Source organism: Pseudomonas sp. GNP012, from assembly GCF_054343835.1.
Window position 1 is genome coordinate 2,197,947 of record NZ_JBTGUU010000001.1, and the last position, 21,582, is coordinate 2,219,528.

At 61.3% G+C, this 21,582-nt stretch carries 18 protein-coding genes; 5 read left to right on the plus strand and 13 right to left on the minus strand.

The window, feature by feature from the left end:
• Positions 1-38 precede the first annotated feature (38 nt).
• From ACXX83_RS09845 to ACXX83_RS09900, 12 genes are all read right to left on the minus strand, one after another.
• On the minus strand, positions 39-761 hold the full coding sequence (locus tag ACXX83_RS09845) for an amino acid ABC transporter ATP-binding protein (RefSeq protein WP_047530195.1): 723 nt from the start codon (positions 759-761) through the stop codon (positions 39-41).
• On the minus strand, positions 754-1,404 hold the full coding sequence (locus ACXX83_RS09850; protein ID WP_095966737.1) for an amino acid ABC transporter permease: 651 nt from the start codon (positions 1,402-1,404) through the stop codon (positions 754-756). The genes ACXX83_RS09845 and ACXX83_RS09850 overlap by 8 nt, the downstream gene beginning before the upstream one ends.
• Positions 1,405-1,414: 10 nt before the next feature.
• A complete protein-coding gene (locus ACXX83_RS09855) occupies positions 1,415-2,080 on the minus strand; it encodes an amino acid ABC transporter permease (RefSeq protein ID WP_007997725.1) in 666 nt (221 codons plus the stop codon).
• Positions 2,073-3,851, minus strand: coding sequence for a cis-3-hydroxy-L-proline dehydratase (gene lhpI / locus ACXX83_RS09860; protein WP_458548289.1), 1,779 nt, complete (start codon positions 3,849-3,851; stop codon positions 2,073-2,075). The genes ACXX83_RS09855 and lhpI overlap by 8 nt, the downstream gene beginning before the upstream one ends.
• Before the next feature lie 10 nt (positions 3,852-3,861).
• Positions 3,862-4,680, minus strand: coding sequence for an ABC transporter substrate-binding protein (locus tag ACXX83_RS09865; RefSeq protein ID WP_217835074.1), 819 nt, complete (start codon positions 4,678-4,680; stop codon positions 3,862-3,864).
• A 408-nt stretch (positions 4,681-5,088) separates the two neighbouring features.
• Positions 5,089-5,838, minus strand: a complete 750-nt coding sequence (locus ACXX83_RS09870; protein WP_458548290.1) for an AraC family transcriptional regulator — start codon at positions 5,836-5,838, stop codon at positions 5,089-5,091.
• Positions 5,839-5,912: 74 nt separating this feature from the next.
• Complete coding sequence (locus tag ACXX83_RS09875; protein ID WP_458548291.1) at positions 5,913-7,169, minus strand: FAD-dependent oxidoreductase; 1,257 nt, start codon at positions 7,167-7,169, stop codon at positions 5,913-5,915.
• On the minus strand, positions 7,166-7,402 hold the full coding sequence (locus ACXX83_RS09880) for a (2Fe-2S)-binding protein (protein WP_458548292.1): 237 nt from the start codon (positions 7,400-7,402) through the stop codon (positions 7,166-7,168). The genes ACXX83_RS09875 and ACXX83_RS09880 overlap by 4 nt, the downstream gene beginning before the upstream one ends.
• Positions 7,395-8,510: an NAD(P)/FAD-dependent oxidoreductase gene (locus ACXX83_RS09885; protein ID WP_458548294.1), complete on the minus strand. Its 1,116-nt coding sequence runs from the start codon at positions 8,508-8,510 to the stop codon at positions 7,395-7,397. The genes ACXX83_RS09880 and ACXX83_RS09885 overlap by 8 nt, the downstream gene beginning before the upstream one ends.
• Positions 8,507-9,439 carry a 4-hydroxyproline epimerase gene (locus tag ACXX83_RS09890; protein WP_458548295.1) on the minus strand — a complete coding sequence of 311 codons (933 nt, stop codon included), beginning with the start codon at positions 9,437-9,439 and terminating at the stop codon, positions 8,507-8,509. Before ACXX83_RS09890 ends, ACXX83_RS09885 begins: the two co-directional genes overlap by 4 nt.
• A 114-nt stretch (positions 9,440-9,553) precedes the next feature.
• Positions 9,554-10,225 (minus strand): GntR family transcriptional regulator, encoded by a 672-nt coding sequence (locus ACXX83_RS09895; RefSeq protein ID WP_458548296.1) that lies wholly within the window; start codon positions 10,223-10,225, stop codon positions 9,554-9,556.
• A 181-nt stretch (positions 10,226-10,406) separates the two neighbouring features.
• Entirely contained in the window at positions 10,407-11,321 is a 915-nt protein-coding gene (locus ACXX83_RS09900) for a LysR family transcriptional regulator (protein ID WP_225923676.1), read from the minus strand.
• 269 nt (positions 11,322-11,590) lie between these two features.
• Here ACXX83_RS09900 and ACXX83_RS09905 point away from each other — a divergent pair, with 269 nt between their 5' ends.
• The 4 genes from ACXX83_RS09905 (at position 11,591) to pgm (ending at position 17,869) form a co-directional block, all read left to right on the plus strand.
• Positions 11,591-12,613, plus strand: coding sequence for a zinc-dependent alcohol dehydrogenase family protein (locus tag ACXX83_RS09905; protein WP_015095045.1), 1,023 nt, complete (start codon positions 11,591-11,593; stop codon positions 12,611-12,613).
• A 566-nt stretch (positions 12,614-13,179) separates the two neighbouring features.
• The gene (locus ACXX83_RS09910; protein WP_458548298.1) at positions 13,180-14,670 is read left to right on the plus strand and encodes a hypothetical protein; all 1,491 of its coding nucleotides are present in this window, start codon (positions 13,180-13,182) and stop codon (positions 14,668-14,670) included.
• A 40-nt stretch (positions 14,671-14,710) separates the two neighbouring features.
• Complete coding sequence (locus ACXX83_RS09915; protein ID WP_458548300.1) at positions 14,711-16,111, plus strand: aminotransferase-like domain-containing protein; 1,401 nt, start codon at positions 14,711-14,713, stop codon at positions 16,109-16,111.
• 111 nt (positions 16,112-16,222) lie between these two features.
• The gene (gene pgm / locus ACXX83_RS09920; protein WP_095966747.1) at positions 16,223-17,869 is read left to right on the plus strand and encodes a phosphoglucomutase (alpha-D-glucose-1,6-bisphosphate-dependent); all 1,647 of its coding nucleotides are present in this window, start codon (positions 16,223-16,225) and stop codon (positions 17,867-17,869) included.
• Between the two features lie 174 nt (positions 17,870-18,043).
• Here the strand turns inward: pgm and ACXX83_RS09925 are convergent, their stop codons facing one another.
• The gene (locus ACXX83_RS09925; protein ID WP_458548301.1) at positions 18,044-18,739 is read right to left on the minus strand and encodes a pirin family protein; all 696 of its coding nucleotides are present in this window, start codon (positions 18,737-18,739) and stop codon (positions 18,044-18,046) included.
• A 279-nt stretch (positions 18,740-19,018) separates the two neighbouring features.
• Here ACXX83_RS09925 and ACXX83_RS09930 point away from each other — a divergent pair, with 279 nt between their 5' ends.
• Positions 19,019-21,493 (plus strand): UvrD-helicase domain-containing protein, encoded by a 2,475-nt coding sequence (locus ACXX83_RS09930; RefSeq protein ID WP_458548302.1) that lies wholly within the window; start codon positions 19,019-19,021, stop codon positions 21,491-21,493.
• Positions 21,494-21,582: the final 89 nt, after the last annotated feature.

Consider the following 21,582-nt stretch of genomic DNA (forward strand, 5'->3'; position numbering starts at 1 on the left):
CCCTGTGGGAGCGAGCTTGCTCGCGATGAGGCCAGTCGCTATTTCACTGATTTCAGAAACGCTGCAGTTTCCGCATGCACCGGATTGCCAATCACCTGATCCGGCGAACCAATCTCATGCACCAGGCCATTGCGGAAGAACGCCACACGGTCGGACACGTCCCGGGCAAAGCGGATTTCGTGGGTCACCAACACCATGGTCATGCCGTCTTCGGCGAGCATGCGCATGGTGTCCAGCACTTCACCGACCAACTGCGGGTCGAGGGCCGAGGTGGCTTCGTCAAACAGCATGTAGTCCGGTGACATGGCCAGGGCGCGAGCGATGGCCATGCGTTGTTGCTGTCCACCGGACAGCTTGCCAGGGAAAGTCTTGAGCTTGTCGCCCAGGCCGACGTGGGTCAGTTGCTTCACCGCTAGTTCTTCAGCTTCAGCCTTGCTTTTGCCCAGCACTTTGCGCGGCGCGAGCATGACGTTTTCCAGCACCGTCAGGTGCGGGAAGGCATTCCATTGCTGGAACACAATGCCGATTTTCTGCCGCAGGCGATTGAGGTCGGTGGCGCTGTGATGGACCTCGACGCCATCAACGCGGATGTTGCCTTTCTGGATCGGTTCCAGGCCGTTGATGCACATCAGCAAGGTCGATTTGCCGGAGCCGGAGCCGCCGATGATCGACACCACTTCGCCCTTGTTCACCGTCAGGTTGACGCCCTTGACCACTTCGAGGTTGCCGAAGGATTTATGTACGTTGTCGATCTCAATCATTTTCTTGCCACCTTCTTTCCAGACGAGCGCCCAGGCGTGCGACCACCAGGCTCATGACGTAGTAGATAAGGCCCGCGATGCACAGCACCAGCAACGGTTCCTGGATGCGGGTGACGATGGTTTGCGAGGCGCGCAGCAGTTCGACGATGCCGATCCACATCACCAGCGCGGTGTCTTTCATTACACCGAGCACCAGGTTCAGCCAGCCGGGGAACGCTACCCGGGTGGCCATCGGCAGGACGATCCAGCGCAAGTCCTGCAAGAAGCTCAGCCCCAGCGACCGGCTGGCCCGGCGCACGGTGAACGGCACCGCCAGCACGCCGGCCCGCACGATCTCGGTGAAGTACGCCGCAGCGTAAACCCCCAACACAATGCAGCCGACGCTGAAGGCGCTGATGTTCAGGCCGATGATGCTTTTGAGTGAGTTGAACAGTACGAACTGGATCAGCAACGGCACGCTGCGAAACACGTCCAGCACCCAGGCCAACGGCAGGCTGGCCCGTGGCAACAAGGCCCGCAGCAGGCCGAATAACAACCCGGCCAAGGAACCGAGAATGATCGACCAGAACGTTAGTTGCATCGTGACCCACGCACCGTTGAGCAGGAACATCAGGTCATTCGAGGAAAAATCGGTGGAAAACATGGACAGCTCCTCAGTAACGGAACAACCGCCAGGCCATCAGCCGGGCTGCCGCGACGATCGCCTTGGCAATCAAGTAATACAGCACCGCTGCGATGGCGAAATACTCGAAGGTGCGGAAGGTTTTGACGTTGTATTCCTGGGTCACACCGGTCAGGTCATTGTTTAGTCCGACGATCACCCCCAGCGACGTCATCAACACCGCCCAGACCATCTGATTGGTCAGCGGGTAGAACACGATCCGCAGCAGTTGCGGGACGATGATCATGCGGTAGGCCTGGAAGGCACTCATGCCGAGGGAACGCGCCGCACGTACCTGCGTGTCAGGCACGGCCTTGAGGCCGCCGCGAAAGTTCTCCGCCAGATACCCGGCATTGTTGAAGGTGATCCCGGCCAGCAGGGCGAACCAGGAACTGACGTGCAGGTTCAGCGAGCCGAGGCCGAAGTAGAGGATGTAGATCTGGAACAGCGACGGGGTGTTGCGGGCAATCGATACCCAACCGTTGCCGAACCCGCGCAGTAACGGGTGTTTGGCCTCGCGCATCACTGTCAGGGCCAGGGCGATCAGCACGCCGAAGATCATCGACAGCGCGGCGGTTTCGAAGGTGACGATGGCACCGGCAAGCATGTCCGGCAGGGCGCGCAGGGCGGAACGCCATTGGAAGCTGTAGTCAAACATGCGCAGGGCTCTCCAGTAGGGCAGCAGGTTGTAGCCAGGCCGGTAAACGTCCGCTGGCCGTTGCGGTGCAGGCCGCGTCGACGCATTCGGCAAGGCTGGCGAAGTGCACCTTGCGGCCGACCAGGCCCGGTGCGTAGTGGGCGTATTTGCCCGAGTTCGTCATCAGGTTTTTAGCCGCCAGGGGGATTACGGGTTCGCCGAGCATGCACCAGCAGGTGTCGGTGACCAGGGTCGCGCCAAACGCTTCGATCACGGCGATGTGCCCGGCCTCGCGGGCCTGCTCCAACACGGCACGGCCGCAGGTGATGGCAAGCACCACATCCGGGTGTCTTTGTCGTCCCCGGCACAGTTGCGCCAGGTGAGCGAACTCGCTGAGGGAAAAGTGCGGGTTACCCAGCGACACCACATCCACCCGGTTATCACGAGCACTGTTGAGTTCGCGCCAACTGCGCAGCAGGTCCTTCAGGCGGATTTTTTCCACGGCAATGGAAATGTCCGCATCCAGCACCTGCGCCGGGTCAATGGCCTCCGGCGTGACCCCGGCGATGTGGAACAGTGGCGCCGCAGAGGTGGTGGCGAAGGCCGCGCCAAAGGCTTTGAGGTCGTCCAGGCCCGGCTTGCGTTTTTCCAGTCCCAGCACCAGCGGCACGCGACTGCCGGCCAGGGCACCAATGTGGTAACCCAGCAGCGGGTAGAAGGCATCGTCCAGTTCACCGAGGGCAGGCAACTCGATCTGCAACCGAGCCTTGCGTTGCGCGTCCAGGTGGCAGCCGATCAGCGGGGCACGACCGGTGAGGGCGATGCAGATGTCCAGGTAATCCGGGTATTTCAGGGTGCGTGCACCGAGCACGCTGTTGGCGTAGACCACTGCGTTGGATTCCGCCCAGACGATTTGCTCGCCAGCCTTCGGTGCAGTGTCGAGCAGGTACGGCGCGCAGGTGAAACTGAGCTGTGCGCCCATCGCCATATAGGCATCGCCCAAGGCACTGGCCGGTTCACCCAGTGCCGGGTCGATACCCAGTTCGCGCCAACGGCGCTGGTCGACGGAAATTGAATTGAGCGTGGTGGGCACTCGCACTTTTGCTCCCCATTGCACCAGCTGCCGGGCAAAGCGCAGGCTCGCCGGTCCCGTGTAAATGCAGCCGTCGATGTGTGCTTGAGTGACATCCACCAACTGGTCGGCACCCTGCAGTTCGGCCATACGCAGGACGATCTGCATGGCCATTTGCGCGGCCTTGCCATGCCGGCCATCGAGCAGCGCCCGATCGTGCTCGGTGAGCCTGATCGAGGCGATGCTGTCAGTGTCTGGTAATGGGCTATCGAGCGCCTGCCAGGCGTCGCCCGGCAGGTGATCGAACAGGCTCAGCGTTGCATTTTCGACCCGGGCGAAGGCCTGGCCGCGCAGGGCGGCGAAGGCCTCCCGACCGATGCACAGCACCGGCAGGGAACGGGCAAAAATGGTCTGCGCCACCAGCACGCCCAAGGTCAGGATCTCGTCGGCTTCGGCCAGCACCAATGCCGCCGGTGCATGGCCGTTGCTGATCAGTTCCATCAACACGCTGCTGCCGGTACACGAGCCGCGACCACTGGGAATCGCCAGCACGCGGCCGGCCAGGTGTTGGCCGCTGAGCGGGTGATGGCGGTCGATGACTTCACCCGTGCAGGGATCGACTCCGCCCCAGAAACTCAAGCCGACATCGGCGAACAGCAGGGCGCCTTGCGCAGCACCCGCCACCAGGCTGCGCCCGGTCAGAGACATTGGCCCAGGCATGCCGGACATCTCAGTAGTAGACCTGAGGCACGGTCAGGTTGGTCGGCGAGATCTCGGTGCCGACCCATTTAACGAACAGCTCCTGGTAGCGACCGGTGCGTACCTGTTGGTTGACGAACAGGTTGAGGTAGTTGAGCAGGCCGTACTCGCTGCGCTTGGCGCCCAGGGACACGTAGTCGATGACGTACGGGGCGTTACCGGCGACTTTCAGGTTTTTGTATTTGCCTGACTTGAGGGTGGCGGCGGCCACGGTGTTGGTGACCACGGTGGCATCGATGTGGCCTTGGGTGACGGCCAGCAGGGTATCGTTTTGCGACTGGTAGGCTCGGAAGCTACCCGAGCCCCAGTTCTTCACGTCTTTCTCCAGGGCGATGGCCTCATAAGTGCCGCTGGTGTTGCCCACGGCTTTGCCCTTGAGGTCGTCGAAGCCGTTGATGCCGGTGTCGTCGCGGGTCAGCACCACCATCTGGAAGGCAAAGTAGGGCACGGTGAGGCCAACGGTCTTGGCGCGTTCGAGGGTGTCGGAGGTGGACGCGACGATCACGTCAGCCCGGCCGGAGACCAGTGCCGGAATGCGATCCGGGAACGGCGTTTCCACCACCTCGGCCTCGACCCCGAGGATCTTCGCCAGGTCGCGGCAATAGTCCACATCGAAGCCGGCCGGCGAGTTGCTGGCGTCTCGAAAGCCCATGGGCGGGAAGTCCAGGGTCACGGCGCAGCGCAGCTTGCCCGAACCGATGATGTCGTCGAGCTTGTCGGCCTGGGCAGTGGCGATAAAGGAGGTACTGAGAACAGCGCTGAGGGCTACGGCAAATGCGGGGTTTTTCATAGAGGCCTCGTGACGTGAAGTGCTGTTGAATATCGTATTGGGGATTTCGTATACGATATTAACAATAGCAATCAACGTGCCTATTTCCAGTCCGAGGGGTGAATTAGTTGTCAGGCCTTGGCGTAGAGGTTTTGTAGCGCTGCAACCCGAGGCATGGTGACGCCAAGGTATCGGGGGCAGGTGTTACATATGGGAGCAGCGGTAGCGTGGGCGCCCCTTTAGGGAACACTGGCAGGTGAGAGGTGCGTGCCTGCTTTTCGGTTCATTGCAGGTTTTGTGGTGGATGGGCTGGCCTCATCGCGAGCAAGCTCGCTCCCACAGGGGATCGCATTTACCTTGCGCACGCGGTCAATTGTGGGAGCGAGCTTGCTCGCGATGAGGCCCGGAAGAACACTCTTCATCACCCGCCTAACGCTGATTATCGCGATACTGAGTCGGCGACAAACTGGTCAGCGCCCGAAACTGCCGGCTGAAGGCACTGTGGTCGGTGTAACCACAGCGCAAGGCAATCTCGGTAATCGGCAATTCGGTGTGCAGTAACAACCGCGAACCTTCCTCCAGGCGCGCCTTGTGAATCATTTGCCGTGGGGTCAGCTGGAACACCCGTTTGCAGTGCCGCTCCAATTGCGCCACGGAATAGCCAGCGATGGCGGTCAGTTCGGCGAGGCTGATGGCGCGGGCGAAGTGGCGGCGGATATGGGCATCCACGGCGGCGAGTTTCTGGAACGCCGGATGGTTCGACTGTGGCGATTGCAGGTCTCGTGAGATACCGGCCAGGCCCACGATCCGACCCTGTTCATCCTTCAGGGCGAGTTTGTGGGTCAGGCACCAGATCGGCTGATTGCCATAATACAAATGCAACTCGAGCTGATCGGCCAGTTCGCGACCACTGGACAGCACGCGCCGATCCTGCTCGGTGTACAGCGGACCGAAGCGTTCCGGGAAGACCATTTCGGCGGTGCGCCCCAGCAGCTCGTCCCTGTGTTTGAAACCACAACGCCGGGCCAGGGTCTGGTTGACGAAGACGTAGCGGGCCTCGCAGTCCTTGATGAAAAACACCACGTCCGACAAGGTATCGAGCAACGGCGCGATGGGCTGAAGGCTGTTCAGCAGCGCCGGCAGATCGCAAGGTTTGAAGGTGGTGAGCGATGGATACATGGCGCCGGGAGTCTGAGGGTGACCCCCGGGATCATAGAGGCTCGGCAGCGTGGCCGAAACCCCAGGCGTGGTCATCACGCCGGCGGGGTATCGTCCAGGGACATCAAGGTTTCGATCCGCGCCGGGCTGAAGGGTGGGCGCGGTGCCGAGGGCTGCCAACCAAACAAATGCTGCACTGCGCCGCCACACACCCGGCCCTGGCAGGCGCCCATGCCACAGCGACTGGCGAGTTTGGCTTCGCGCCAGTCAGAGTGACCGGTCAATGCCGCGTACGGCACGTCTTCGCAGCGGCAAACCAGGGTATCGGGTTGGGCCAGGGACTTGAGTCGCGGGTCGAGGGCGAACGCGCTGTTCAGCACTTTGGCGAAACCCTGCCAGCGCGCCCGGCGCGGCCACAATTGCCAGGCGGCTTGCAGATTGCCAACCGCAGCGTGGCCGGCAATCGCACCTTCCACCAAGGCCAGCTCACTGCCGCCGAACCCTGTGCATTCGCCCGCCGCATAATGATCGGCGCGGTTGCTGGCCTGCCAGGCATCCACCGCGATGGCTTGATCTTCGATGGCACAACCCAGTGCCTGACCCAACTGGATGTTCGGGATCAACCCGAATCCACAGGCCAGCCGATCACATTCCAGTTCGACGATGTTGCCTTGTTGTTGCAGGCGCACGCCTTCCACTCGGTCGGTACCAAGCGCCGCCAATACGTGGGTGGCAGTGCGGTAGCGGTGGTCGAACAGGCTGAACGATTGCAGCCATTTACCGGGCCAGCGCGGCAGTTGCGCGGCGAAACCGACGAGGGCGCTGCGGCTGGCTTGTTCGGCGATGCGTTGTACTTGCGCGCCATGCTGTTTGGCGGTGGCGGCACTGGCCAGTAACAGCGGGCCGCTGCCGGCGATCACCACGCGCTCGTTCTGCACCGACAAACCAGCCTTGATCAGTGCCTGCAAACCACCCGCACCGGTGACACCCGGCAGGGTCCAGCCGGGGAAGGGCAACAGCAATTCACGGGCGCCGGTGCACAGAATCAGTTTGTCGTAGCCGATCAACCAGCCATGGTCGTCATCTTCCACCAGCAGTTGTTTCGCGCCGGGATTGGCGATCACCCGAGTACCGGCGTGATGGCGGATGTTGTTGCACGACGCCAGACGCTCGCGCAGGCGCCGGGCCTGACCGGGCACGTTGGCTTGAGGTCCGTCGCGCCAGATTTGGCCGCCCGGCAGCGGGTTGTCGTCGAGCATGACAATGCGGGCGCCGCTGGGGGCGGCGGCAAGGGCGGCGCTCATCCCGGCAGGGCCCGCGCCAATGATCAACAGATCAGCGTATTCATTCATGGGCGAGTCTCCACCCGCATGCCGTCACGGCAAAGGGTCTGGCAAGCCAGGCGTCGCCGGCCATCGATGGTCACCCGGCATTCCTGGCAAATGCCCATGCCGCACAGCGGCGCACGGCGCTGACCGCTGACCGAGGTGCGCGTGCTGCCGTCACTGGCCAACGCCAGGGCAGCGACGACGCTGGTGCCTTCGGCGACTGTCAGGGCGTGGCCGTCCAGCAACAATTCAGGCATAGACCGGTTCTCCGAGAAAACGCTGGGGCAGATAAGGTTGTGCGACCAGTGGCGGGGTTTCGTCGAACAGTTGCGCCACCAGTAAATCGGCGGTGCCGGGGGCGGTGGTTACGCCCAGTCCTTCGTGACCGACTGCCAGCCACAAGCCTTGACGTTGTGGATGCTGGCCCACCAGCGGCAAACCGTCGGGGCTGGCGGCGCGAAAGCCGGTCCAGGCACGGATGCCATTGAGCCGGGCCAGCCCCGGCATGTACTCGGCGGCACGCTTGAGCATCTTCGCGAGCATCCAGCCTTCGACCTGCGGGTCGGTGGTTGCGAATTGCCGCGAGGCGCCTATGAACAGTTGCCCGGTGGGGCGCGGCTGGATATTGCAGGCGGTCGACGGCCCCGTGGCATTGTGGGCACTGGTGACGTAACCCAGTTCCACCAGCGTATGGGTGACGCTGCCGGGGTAGCGGTCAGTGATCAGCAAGTGGCCTTTTTTCGGCTCGATGGGCAACTCCGGGCACAACTCGTTGGCTTGAATACCGTTGGCCAACACCACGGCATCGGCACTCAACCAACGACCATCATCGAGGCAGACACGGTTGCCATCGACCGCACTGACCCGTGCCCGGCGTTGGCGGATGTTCGGTGTTTCGAGCATCCATCCGGCCGTCGCCGGGGCGTATAGAATGCCGTCGCCATTGATCAGCAAGCCGCCTTCCAGTCCTTCGCGCAGTTCCGGTTCGCGCTGGCGCAGGGCATTGGCGCCGATCAGTTCGCAAGCCACGCCCTGGGCTTGCAGGTTCAGGAATTTGCTGTGGGCCACCGCCATTTCTTCGGCATTGGCCGCCAGCCACAGCGTGCCGTTGCAGCGGTAGGCACAGCTGTCGGGCAGGTCTGCGCCCAGTTCGCGCCAGCGCTGCAACGAATATTGACTCAGGGCCAGTTCGGCGGGGTTGTCGTCGAGTACCAGCAAGTGGCCCATGCCGGCGGCCGTGGCCCCGTGCAGACCGGCGTCCAGTACCAGCACCTGCAAGCCGCGACGGGCCAGCGCCTGGGCACAGGCGGCGCCGATAATGCCGGCGCCGATCACGATCACATCGGCCACCTGGCCCTCGTTCATGGACGAATGCCCCAGGCGAACGGGTCGTCCTGTTCGATGATCAGGCTCGCCTCGGCACTGATGAACGCGCGACCACGAATAGTCGGCACGATGCGCTCACCCTGCAGTTCGTAGGAACCCTCGAACTCGCTGCCGATGACGCTGGCCTGGCGCCAGATCTGCCCCGGTTGCAACTTGTCGTCGGCCGCCAGGCATGCCAGTTTGGCGCTGGTGCCGGTGCCGCAGGGCGAACGGTCGTAGGCTTTGCCGGGGCAGAGCACGAAGTTGCGGCTGTCGGCGTGATCGTCATCGGCGAACAACTCGACGTGATCGATCAAGCCGCCGTCTTCACCGCGAATGCCTTGGGCTTCCAGTGCCTGCTGCACGGCGAAGGTGTAAGCGGTCAGCGCTTCGAGGTTGTCGCCGGCCACCCGCAGGCCGTGCTCGGCGACCAGGAAAAACCAGTTGCCGCCCCAAGCGATATCACCGACCACTTGGCCGATGCCCGGCACCTGCACCGCCAGCGCCTTGCGATAACGGTAGGCTGGCACGTTGCGCACACTCACCGAATGGTCTTCGTGCAGGGTTGCCTGCACCGTGCCCACCGGCGTTTCGATGCTGTGCACGCCGGGGCCGATCTTGCCCAGGTGCGCCAACGACGCCACCAGGCCGATGGTGCCGTGGCCGCACATGCCCAGATAACCGGTGTTATTGAAGAAAATCACCCCGGCACAGGCGCCAGGGTCCACCGGCGTGCAGAGCAGGGCGCCCACCAGTACGTCGCTGCCCCGTGGTTCCAGCATACAGGCGGCGCGCCATTGATCATGCTGTTCGGCCAATACCTTGCGCCGTTCGGCCATGCTGCCGGTGCCCAGGTCAGGAAAGCCGGCGGTCACCAGGCGGGTCGGTTCGCCGCCGGTGTGGGAGTCGATCACTAAGATGCGTTTCATGGGAGGGCCACGTCCATTCGGTTGAGTGAACGCAAGAGTGGCCCGTGCGGCGGGGTGTCGGCTTGATGGATTTAGTCTGTGTCGATGACGAAATCGGCACAGCATCCGACGCTGTCAGTGGCTGTGGGGCAGGTGCTCGAACAGGGTCGTGCAGACGCCGGCAATGTGCTCGTCCAGAAGCTTCACCGCCAGGTCCACATCCCCGGCGCGACAGGCCGCCAGGATCTCGCGGTGTTCGTGATCGGCCCGTTCCTTACCGGCCGACAAGCTCATCTGCATGCGTAGATAACGCTCCAGCTTGTCGTTGACCGAACGGATCAGACTCACCAGAAACGGTCGCTGCGCAGGCTCGTACAGGCAGGAGTGCAGCTCCCAGTTGAGCTCGGCCCAGCGCCCCACGTCGTCCTCGCCGATAAACTCCTGACAGATGCGCTCGGCACGGGCGAAGGTCTCTTCGGTCATGTTCGGAATGGCCAGGCGCAGAATCTTGTCCTCCAGCAACATCCGCACTTCGAACATCTGCGCCAGTTCCGCATCGGAAACCCGCGTGACCATCGCCCCGCGATTGCGCTGGAACATCACCAACCCTTCGGCCTCCAGGCGCTTGAGGGCTTCGCGCACCGGGATCTTGCTGACATTGAACTGGCGGGCGATGTCGTCCTGGCGGATCGGCTCATCCTCGGCAAAATGCCCGGCGACAATCGCATCCCGCAGATGGCGGGTGATGATTTCCGAAGTCGAAGGCGTGTTACCAAGGTCGGGGGCGTTGAGTTTGGGTGGGTTCACGGCGGCGGTCATTTGGAGTGAGATAGCGCTAGGGTATACGAAATTCTTTTGCTGATCTTCCCCGGTTCGACGTCGGTGCACCCGTTTTCATTCAGGCTTGCGCCGCGCCCATTTCACCGTTTGCCATGATTTACGCTGGAAGGATTGCCCGCTGCATAGCCGATCAGGCAGCCAATCCTTCTCAGAGACTATCCGGATCCCCAAAGAACATCTGAATCCGCGACCGCAACCAGCGCTCCCCCGGATCATTATCCTGCGACCCACGCCAGGCCATGTGCAATTCAAAGCTGCGCACCGGCAACGGCGGATCCTCCGCGCGCACACCGCCTGCGGCCGTCAGTGCATCGGCCGTGTAGTCCGGCACGGTTGCGACGATGTCAGTGCCGGCCAGCAAGGTGCCAAGGCCGTTGAACTGCGGCACCGCGAGCACCACATGACGTTTGCGCCCGAGCTTTTCCAGTTCTTCATCTATAAAGCCGCTGAGGTCGCCGGCGAACGACACCAGTGCATGGGGGCGCGCGCAGTAATCATCCAGGCTCAATGGCCCCGGCACGGTGTCGGCGCGCAACAGCTTGGGCTGGCTGCGGCGCAGTACCTTGCGCTTGGCGTTGGCCGGCAGGTCGGTGGTGTAGCTGACGCCGATGGAGATCTCACCGGAGGCCAGCAACCCTGGCATCAGGATGTAGTTGACCCTGCGTATCACCAGCACAATCCCCGGTGATTCGGCACGCAGGCGCTTGAGCAGCATGGGCAGCAAGGCGAATTCGACGTCGTCCGAAAGGCCGATGCGGAACACGGCGGTACTTGTGGCAGGATCGAACTCGGCCGCTCGGCTGACCGCGGTGGAAATCGAATCCAGAGCCGGCGAGAGCAGGGCGAAAATCTCGATCGCCCGGGCGGACGGCTCCATGCTGCGGCCGGTACGCACAAACAACGGGTCATCGAACAACCCGCGCAGGCGCGAGAGCGCCGCACTGATGGCCGGCTGGCCGAGGAACAGTTTTTCCGCAGCACGGGTCACGCTGCGTTCGTGCATCAATGTTTCAAAAACGATCAACAGGTTCAGGTCGACACGACGCAGGTCATTACGATTCATCTGGAGTCCTGGCAGAGTCAGCAAACTTGACGTGGGCGGCCATATGAGAACAATGGCCAGCAGGAATATTAAGGGGAAAGGCTGGTACTCTGCACCGGGTAATTCAGATTTCCTGCAAAGGAGGGTTCGGTTTCTTGCGGCATTTGACAATGTCGCCGCCGCTGCGGAATCAATGACAGGCATGTCGACTATTAATACCCACTGATAGTGTTGGGTTGAAAGCCCAGCTAGAGTTCATGGCATTAGAGGTTCATTTGGCGAGGTTTGTGATGTCCCGCACGATCCGTTTTCACAAGTTTGGTCCAGCCGAGGTGCTCAAATGCGAAGAGCATGCGGCGGCTCTGCCTGCACCGGGCGAAGTGCAGGTGCGCGTCGAGGCCATTGGCATCAGCTGGTACGACACTCTCTGGCGCCAGAACCTGGCGTCGTCCCGCGCCCATCTGCCTTCCGGCCTTGGCCAGGAAATGGCCGGTATCGTCACGGCTGTCGGTGAGGGTGTGGATGACCTGGCGATAGGTGACAAGGTCGCCAGTTTCCCGGCCCAAAGCCCGAACGACTATCCGGTCTACGGAGAACTGATTGTCCTGCCGCGCTCGTCGCTGACCCGTTACCCGGACGTGCTGAGCCCGATCGAAGCCAGCGTGCATTACACGCCGCTGTTGGTCGCCTATTTTGCTTATGCCGACCTGGCACGGGTCAAGCCCGGGCAATTCGCCCTGGTGACCGACGCCAGCCATTGCGCCGGACCTTCGTTCGTACAACTGGGCAAGGCCTTGGGTGTTCGTGTGATTGCCGCAACCAAGTCAGCAGAGGAACGTGAGTATCTGTTGTCGCTGGGTGCCGAAAAAGTCATCGTTACCGAGGAAGAAGATCTGCTGATACGGATCAACAAGATCACCGATAACCGCGGTGTGGATGTGGTCTTCGATGGTTTGGGCGGTCCTCAGATGTCGTTGCTGGGCGATGTGCTGGCGCCTCGCGGCAGCCTGGTGCTGTACGGCCTGCAAGGTGGCAACCAGACGCCATTCCCGGCCTGCGCAGCGTTCCAGAAGAACATTCAGTTCTTCGTGCACTGCATCGGCAACTTCACCGGCAAGCCGGAACTGGGCATCACCCAGGACCAGGTCGCCCTGCAACGTGCCTTGCGCGACATCAACCAGTTGACCGCTGACCGCGTGCTGCTGCCGCTCAAGACTCGGGTCTTCCCGTTTGCCGAGGTGGTCGAAGCACACCGCTACATGGACGAATGCCCTTGTCGCGAGCGGGTCGCCCTGCAAGTCGAACCGGCGTAGCACTCGTCACAAGTGCCGACGCAAAAGCCCCCCCAAGAGTCCGTGCCCGCACGGACTCTTTCGTTTGTGCCCCCCCAAACCTGTCGATCCGCAGGCCGGTCCAGCAACTGAACTGGTTTTTGCCCGTAATCTGTAGCTTCTAATCAGCCACTAAGCCCTGATAATTGAATGATTACTTTCATCTCAAGGAATGAGTCATGGCTGGGTGTCAGGCTAAAACTTTTCAATGTGCGCCCTCGGTGCACGCTTCCAATTTAGTTAGTTGTTGTGTAGTAGCCAGAAAGACAGCAACAACTTCTTTCCTTATTTCTTGTGATAAGTGTCTGTGGGACGTTGTAGGACGCTTCCTAGGACGCTGTCTCCAATTGATAAAACCCTTGCCAGCCGTGCGTTACAGTCATGTCTGCAGTTTGCGCAAGCAGGGCTGTTACGATCAATTCAAATGATTGCCAGAAAATTCAAGTGCTAGCATTTGGCAATAAAGTCGACGACTCCATTTGTGCAGACAGTCCAGCGGAATGTGTTGTCCGCGCGATATTGAACTTACGAGTACCAGGTAAATAAAGATGACCAGCATCCATGACCAAGCGATGAACTATGTCTATCAACAAGTGCTGCAGCGATTGCTGGGTTTCTTCTCCCGTGCCGAGCGCACTGCATTGCAGTTATTGATTCAGCGTCTGGCAGTGGCGGCGGGGGGCATGGAGCGTATTGGTGATTACAAGGTGTTGGCGGTCCAGTCCGGGGCCCGCGACAACTGCTACAGCCTGGCGCTGTTGCGTGCGGCGCAATTGACCATCGCCACGCGGGCGCCAGCGACATTTCAGTTGCGCATCGCCTCGTTGCGGTTGAACGGGACAAGCCGGGCGGCCGTGGAAAACATGCACCGGACCAACAGCGCACTGTTTGTCTATGACGATCCACGGGTCGAGGTGCTGATGGTCGATGATCGGGAAGTGTTGCCGTTCGATCACCTGACGCGGATCTCCGACGCTGGCCGCGAGTCCAGCCGCCTGAACCTGCTGCTGATCGGGCATCGCCGGGCGTGGCACGGCGGGTTCGACCTGTGGGATGACGGGTATCTGGCCACGGGCGAGTTCTACGGCCAAATCGCCCGTTGGGACGGTGGTGTCGACGCTTTGCTCGTCAGTGACACGCCGCGTCAGCAGAAACAGTTCATCGACGGCTTGAAGCGTGCCGCTACCAAGGCAGGGCTCAAGCCCTCGCCGGTGGGCGAGGCCGGCCATGCGGGGTTGTTTGCATTGCTCGATGAGCTGGGCAGCGACTGTTATCAGGCGTTCTATGCCGATGACGACCAGGCCCGATGGCGTCCTGAAGAGCGCTTTGAGACCTGCCGTCGTACCACCTGCATCGAGATTCACGACCTGCTGGTCAGCAACCTGGAGGAGCGCTGGTCATTGCTGACTGAATTTCTCGGCTTCCAGCCTGACGAACTGTCCGCGCAGATCAGCGACAACGAATTCGTCAGCGCGTCGATCTCGGCGCACGTACGTGGGTTGCAAGCGAGCTTCGTGCAGGGCCGCGATTATGAGTCAGGCGTTGCGCAATACCTGCAACGCGCCCTGGTGATGATGCGCCGCAAGCGTTTGCCCGAGCGTTTGTGCGAGCAGGCCATCGAGGTGTTCGGCAACCCGGCGACACTGGGCGATCAGCGTGCCCGAGCGGCGGCCGAAGCGCAAAAGAACCTGGGCCTGAGCGAAGCACAATTGGTGTGTCTGCTTTTTGCGCCGTTTATCGAAGAAGGTGCGGGGCTTGAGCGATTCTTGCGTCAGTGCCATCCGGGCATGCTGGTGGCCATGCCCGAGTTGCACCGGGCCATGCAGGGGCAGCCGGTCGCCGAACAGATCATGCAATGGATGACTGATGTCAGCGGGTTGCCAGTCAGCCTGATTGGCCGCCTTTATCGCATGGAGCGGGCGCCAGGAAGCGATGACGGGGCGCCCGAAGCACAGATCCAGTGCGCCGCGTTGCAAGAGGCAGTGGGCGATCCTGACACCGGCAACACCTTGGTGGATGAATGGTCAGCGGGTCACTGAAGGTGAGCGGACTATCAGCCAGTGCGGTCGGCCTTCAGCCATGAAAGGTCCACGAGAAACGGATTTCGCCTATCAGGCCGTTTATCGATACCTGGGCAGCCTGATCAATGAGTCCGAAGGGGATTCACGCATCCGCCTGCCTTCGCTGCGGCAGCTGGCGGAGCGCCTCAATGTGTCGATCTCGACCATTCAGTACGCCTATTCGCTGCTGGAGAAGGAAGGGCGCGTGTTTTCGGTGGCCAAGTCGGGTTATTACGCGTTGCCAGTGTCGTCTTTCAACCCGCAGGACAGCGGCAGCGATCTGCTCGAAGCTGTCTATGTCAATGCCAGGCGTCCGGGGATGCTGGTCCTGAGCGCCGATGAACCGGCTTTGCTGCAGCCGCTCGACAGCCCCTTGTTGCTGCTGGAGCGAGAGATGCTGCGCCAGTATCCCCGACAGCCGCAGTCGCCCTCGCAACCCTGCGGCGAGCTCGAGCTGCGCACCGCCCTGGCAGCACGCTACACCACGTCTCCCATGCGTTACTGGCACGCCGATGATGTCTACATCGGTGCCGACCTGCGCGGCGTCCTGGAAATCCTCATCGCCGTGCTGGGCTTGAAGGACGCCACGGTCGTGGTTGAGTCGCCGTGCGACTGGACGATCCTGCGTTTGTTTCAAGCCGCCTGTGTGCGGGTGATCGAGTGGCCTGTGCAAGCCGATGGTTGCCTCGATCCGCACCGGCTGAAAACGTTGCTGGAGACCGAGCCGGTACGACTGGTGATGCTGTCATCGGCCCTGAACATGCCCCGTGGCAGCCTGGCGCCTGAGGAAAACAGGCAGGCCATTGCCCGGCTGTTGGCCACGCATGACAGTTGGGTGCTGGAAAACGACTGTTATGGCGAGCTCGGATTCGACCCGGGCGGCTTGCGCTTTCGCGACTTGCTGGACCCTGAACGGCTGATGGTGTTTTCCGCGTTCGAGAAAATCATTGGACCGGAAGCGCCCTACGGCTACCTGCTTTCAAGGCACTTGAGCGCCGAACTGCAACGGCACTTCCTGCTGCGTTCGTTTCGACTGTCGCCGATTCGCCAGAAAGCCATCGCCCGTTTGTATAGCAGCGGCCGCATCGATCAACACCTGCTGGTGCTGCGACGGCTACTCAAGGAGCGCAAGAGTCAAATGACCCAGTTGTTGCAGGAGCGACTGGGAGATGCCTTGCATTTAGTCGAGCCGCAAGGCGGTGCAACGATCTGGGTGCGTTCGTTGCGCCGGGTCAATGTGCGCCGTGTGTTCCAGCGCCTGCTGGCGCAACAGGTGGTCATCGCGCCGGGCGAACTGTTCAGCCTCCACGGTCTGCACGGGCAGCATTTGCGCCTGAGTCATACCTTCGGCGGCGATCACAACCTGGCGGCCGCGCTGGGACTGCTGGGGGATGCGCTGCGCCTGGAATCGATCGAGTGAGTGACAAAAAATAACAACCTCCACTGTGTGGGATCGATCCCATCGCGTTGCGGTCAAACTGCCAGTAAACTGCGACTCAATTCCTGAACCACTCGATTCCAGAGGTTTTGCATGACACTCAGTCCTTTTGCGGGTAAACCGGCACCGGCAGAACTGTTGGTCGATATCCCGCGACTGGTCACGGCCTATTACACCGGCCAGCCTGATGCCGCCATTTCGACCCAGCGCGTTGCCTTCGGCACATCGGGGCACCGCGGTAGCTCGTTCGACTTGAGTTTCAACGAATGGCACGTGCTGGCGATCAGCCAGGCCATTTGTCTGTATCGCGAAGCTCAGGGCATCGATGGCCCGCTGTTTGTCGGTATCGACACCCATGCGCTGTCCACGCCGGCCGGTGCCAGCGCTCTTGAAGTGCTGGCGGCCAACGGCGTGACCGTGATGATCGCCGCTGGCGACGAGTACACCCCGACACCGGCCATTTCCCATGCGATTCTCTGCTACAACCGTGGTCGCACCAGTGGCCTGGCGGACGGCATCGTCATCACGCCGTCGCACAACCCGCCACAAAGCGGTGGCTACAAGTACAACCCCACCAACGGTGGTCCGGCCGATACCCACATCACCAAGTGGATCGAAGCCAAGGCCAACGAATTGCTGGCCAACAAGCTCGCAGGCGTCAAGCGCATCAGCTACGAGCAGGCACTCAAGGCCAGCACCACCCATCGTCACGATTACCTCAACACCTATGTCGCCGACCTGATCAACGTGATCGACTTCGACGCCATCCGCGATGCCAAGCTGCGCCTGGGCGTCGATCCGCTGGGTGGAGCAGGGGTGCGCTACTGGTCGGCGATTGCCGAGCATTACCGTCTGGACCTGGATGTGGTGAATAAACAGGTCGACCCGACCTTCCGCTTCATGACCGTCGACTGGGACGGCCAGATCCGCATGGACCCATCGTCCAGCCATGCCATGCAAGGTCTGATCGGCCTGAAAGAGCGCTTCGACGTGGCGTTTGCCTGCGACCCTGACCATGACCGCCATGGCATCGTCACGCCGTCCGGCGGTTTGCTGGCACCGAACAACTACCTCGCCGTTGCCATCGACTACCTGTTCCAGAATCGTCCGCAATGGCGCGCCGATGCCGCCGTAGGCAAAACCGTGGTCAGCAGCGGCTTGATCGATCGCGTGGCCAAACGCTTGGGCCGTCGCCTGTACGAAGTGCCGGTGGGCTTCAAGTGGTTTGCCGATGGACTGTTCGATGGCTCCCTGGGTTTCGGCGGCGAAGAAAGCGCCGGTGCCTCGTTCCTGCGCAAGGACGGCGGCGTCTGGAGCACCGACAAGGACGGTTTGATTCCGGCCCTGCTGGCTGCCGAGATGACGGCCCGGACCGGTCGCGACCCGAGCCAGGCGTACCGTGCCTTGACCGATGAACTGGGTGAACCGTTCTCGGTACGGGTCGACGCCAAGGCCAACCCGGAGCAGAAAGCCCTGTTGAGCAAGCTGTCGCCGCAACAGGTCACCTCGACCCAACTGGCCGGCGAGCCGATCCAGAGCATCCTCAGCCATGCGCCGGGCAATGATCAGGCCATTGGCGGTCTCAAGGTCATGACCGAAAACGGCTGGTTCGCGGCGCGTCCGTCGGGCACGGAAGACATCTACAAGATCTACGCCGAAAGCTTTGTCAGCGACGACCACCTCAAGCAACTGGTGGCCGAGGCGCAAACGCTGGTGGATGGTGCCATCTCCGCGAAATAAACACACAACCCTGTGGGAGCGGGCTTGCTCGCGAAAGCGGTATCAGCTTCAACATCAATGCTGACTGAAACACCGCCTTCGCGAGCAAGCCCGCTCCCACAAAGGATTCGCTGCAACAATAAAAAAGGGGCGACCAACACGGTCGCCCCTTTTTTTGCGATTGCCCTCAGCAGGTCACGCCAGGTCCACCAACACAATCTCACTGTCCTCAATGGCTGTCACCCGCAGCACCTGCTCATCGGCTACCGCGACACCGTCTCGAGCTTGTGCGCGCAAGCCGTTGACTTCAATGACCCCGGTGGCCGGAACCAGGTAGGCACGACGACCGCTGTCCAAAGGGTATTCGGCCGTTTCGCCGGCCTTCAGGTTGGCAGCCACCAACCGGGCATCGGCGCGGATGCGCAGGCTCTGCTCGTCGCCTTCCTTGCCGCTGGCCAGGGTGACAAAACCTTCGCGGTCGCCTTTCGGGAACGGCTTGGCGCCCCAGGACGGTGCCAGGCCGGTCTCATTCGGAATGATCCAGATCTGGAAAATCCGGGTCGGCGTCGCTTCCAGGTTGTACTCGCTGTGGGCGATCCCGGTACCGGCGCTCATGACCTGGACGTCTCCCGCTTCGGTCCGGCCCTTGTTGCCCAGGTTGTCCTGGTGGGTAATAGCGCCTTCGCGGACATAGGTGATGATTTCCATGTCCCGGTGCGGGTGCTGCGGGAAACCGGTGCCGGGAGCGATCACATCGTCATTCCAGACCCGCAGATTGCCCCAGTTCATGCGCTGTGGATCGTAGTATTCGGCGAACGAAAAATGGTGATGCGCATCCAACCAGCCGTGGTGAGCACCGCCAAGCGTTTTGAAAGGTCTGAGTTCAAGCATGATCGTCTCCAGAAAAGGTTCGTCATGGGGGCAAGCGCCTGAGCCACGAAGCGATACCGGTGGTTGATGACGGGCATCATCCATCAGGCAACAATCGATAAAAAGCGTAAAAAATGCGGCATTCCCATCGAATGATTTGATATGAAGTGGGCTCGAAATTTTCTCATGCAACCTTCACTTCATCGCATAAGCCAATGAGTCATAAGCAATTCACTAGAACTCAATGGCAAATGCAGACACCATAGTGCTCAACAGCCTCACACCCTGGAGTCAGTCCGCGTGCCGCAACACACCCCCGATCTTCCACCTGAACTTCGCCCCCTGGCCGAGATGCCGCTGATCAAGCGACTGCTCGCCCGATTCTTCGGTTACAGCCTGACCCGCCTGCACGCACAGCATCGTGCGTCGTGGTTGCATGGCCAGGCCGATGGTTTTCGCAGCGGACACAGCGCCGGGGTCGATTACGGCTACAGGGAAGGCAAGCTCGAAGGGCTGGAGGAGGGCCGGCAGGTCCTGCTGATCCGCGACTCGCGCTCCACTGAACACCGGCCACCGAATGTCGATGACCTGCTGTTCGACGATTGGCGCCTGCCGTTGAGCGCCGAGTTGAAGAAGCGCATGAAGGCAGATGTGGCCCGGTTGCTGCCGGCCCATGCCCAGCCCAGCGCCGCACAGTGGAAAATGATCTTCAGCGATACGCCGTCCACCTCGGTGATCGCCGGCGCCGGCGCAGGCAAGTCGACCACGCTGGTGTTGCGCATCTTGCTGTTGAGCCATTACCTGGGCTTCGAGCTGAGTTCGATGACGGTGGTGACTTTCACCCGCGAGTCGCGCAAGGACTTCATCAACAAGCTGATCGAACTGTATGCGCTCTGGGGCCGCGCTATCAGTTTCAAGGAGGCACGGGACCTGGTGCGCACCTTTCACTCGCGGATCCTGCCGATGGTGCGCAGTCTTCCTGGTTTCGAGCGTTTGCAGGCCTTCGAGAACCTCAGCCTGCGGGCTGCACAGGGTGACGAGGAGGTCGACAGCAATCCGTTCGACCTGCGCATCAACGACGCTCAGCGTCAACAGCTCAACGCCTGCTATCACCGTCTGCACAGTAATAACGAGCGCTTTCGTGAGCTGATTAAGCCATTGTCCCGGCATGCCTTGCAACTCAAGGAGCTGGAGCGGGATCACCCCGATGTGCAGAAACGCATGGGCGTCACCGAACTGGCGGCCAAGCGTGATGAAGAGTTGTGTGACGTCATTGAAGACCTGTGGTTTCGCGCCGGTGCGTGGCCCATCAAGGGCATCGAACCCAATCGCCAGTCGTTCGATATCAACGGTTCGAAATTCCACTGTCACGGCTACATCCCGACGCTGGACGCCTGGGTGGTGCTGGGGTTCGATCCTCGGGAGAACCCGCAAGTCACGCGGCCCAACGCCAAGCTGACGGTGCGCGCAGAATGGGCAGTAAAGCGCACCCTGTTTCAAGCTTTCTGTCGTAAGCCATTGATATGGCTAGACAGTTACGAATCATCAAGGCGTGTTCTGGCCTCGCTGGCGGGGGATGCCAGCGCCGGGCCGGGCTTCGATTACAAGGTCAAGGGCGAGCTCGCCTCCGCGCCGTTGCTCGATTGCTTTGTCGCCGCCGCCGGGTTCATCGAAAACCTCGGGCTGGATGTGCCCAGTGCCGTGGGGCAGATGAGTTTCGCCAAGGACGATCCCGACCGGTTCTTCTTCGAGGCCCTGAGCCTTTACTGGCGGGCGCTGGAAGATCATTTGCTCGATCAGAAACCGCCGATCATGACCTACAACCGAATGTTCGCCCTGTTCAGCGAGCATTCGCCGGAAAACCTCAAGCTGCTCAGTGATGAGCTGCTGCGGCCGCTGTCGCACCTGATGATCGACGAATTCCAGGACGTCTCGCCGCAGATCGTCTCCTGGATCAGGGCCAGCCTGGCGGAGATCCGCAGTCGCGGGCCGGTCATGCACGTCGGGCGCGGTGCTCAGCGTTCCTCGCTGCTCTGTGTGGGCGATGACTGGCAATCCATCTATGGCTGGCGCGGCAGTTCGCCGAGCTACTTCATGGAGTTCAACAAGGAGTTCCCGTCGCCGAGCACCACCAAGGTCATGCTTAGCGACAACTACCGCAGCCACCAGCACATCATCGATGCCGCCGAGCACATCGTGCGCGCAGCGCCGGCGATTGCCGGGAAGAAGGCCAAGGCCAGCGGTGAACCCAAGGCATTGCAGCCGGTGAACGTCCTTGACCGTGATGACCAGGGCATGGCGCAGCGCCTGATGGAGCATTACCGAAAGGGTGATTCAATCTTGATGCTTTATCGAAAAAGTAACGATAAGTCATTGATAGAAGAGCATATTCAGTCAGTAGTTAATCTTGATTCGAGCTTGCCCCATGAAGCTCGCAGACTCAAGCAACTGACGTATCACAGTGCCAAGGGCCTCCAGGCCGATGCGGTGTTTTTGCTGGGCGACTGCCAACACCTGACCAGTTCGCCCTACAAGAATCAGGTTTACCGGATGGCGGGCCTGGGCAAGGCCGGTGACAGCGAGCCCTACGACAATGCCCAGAAAGACGAGATCCTGCGCCTGGCCTACGTGGGTATTACCCGTGCCGTCAGCCATTGCTATTGGTACGTCGATGCGCAAGACACCCAGGCCGCGAACATGCCCAAGGCGTCCGACCGGATCGGCAAGGGCAAGGCGTTCTTTGTCGATCATCGTAAAAGCCAAACCACCGCCTGACTTCTGAATCGACACTTTGTGGGAGCGAGCTTGCTCGCGATGGACTCAAGAGCGCCGCGTTTAGCCAGTAAATACGCGTTATCGTTAAC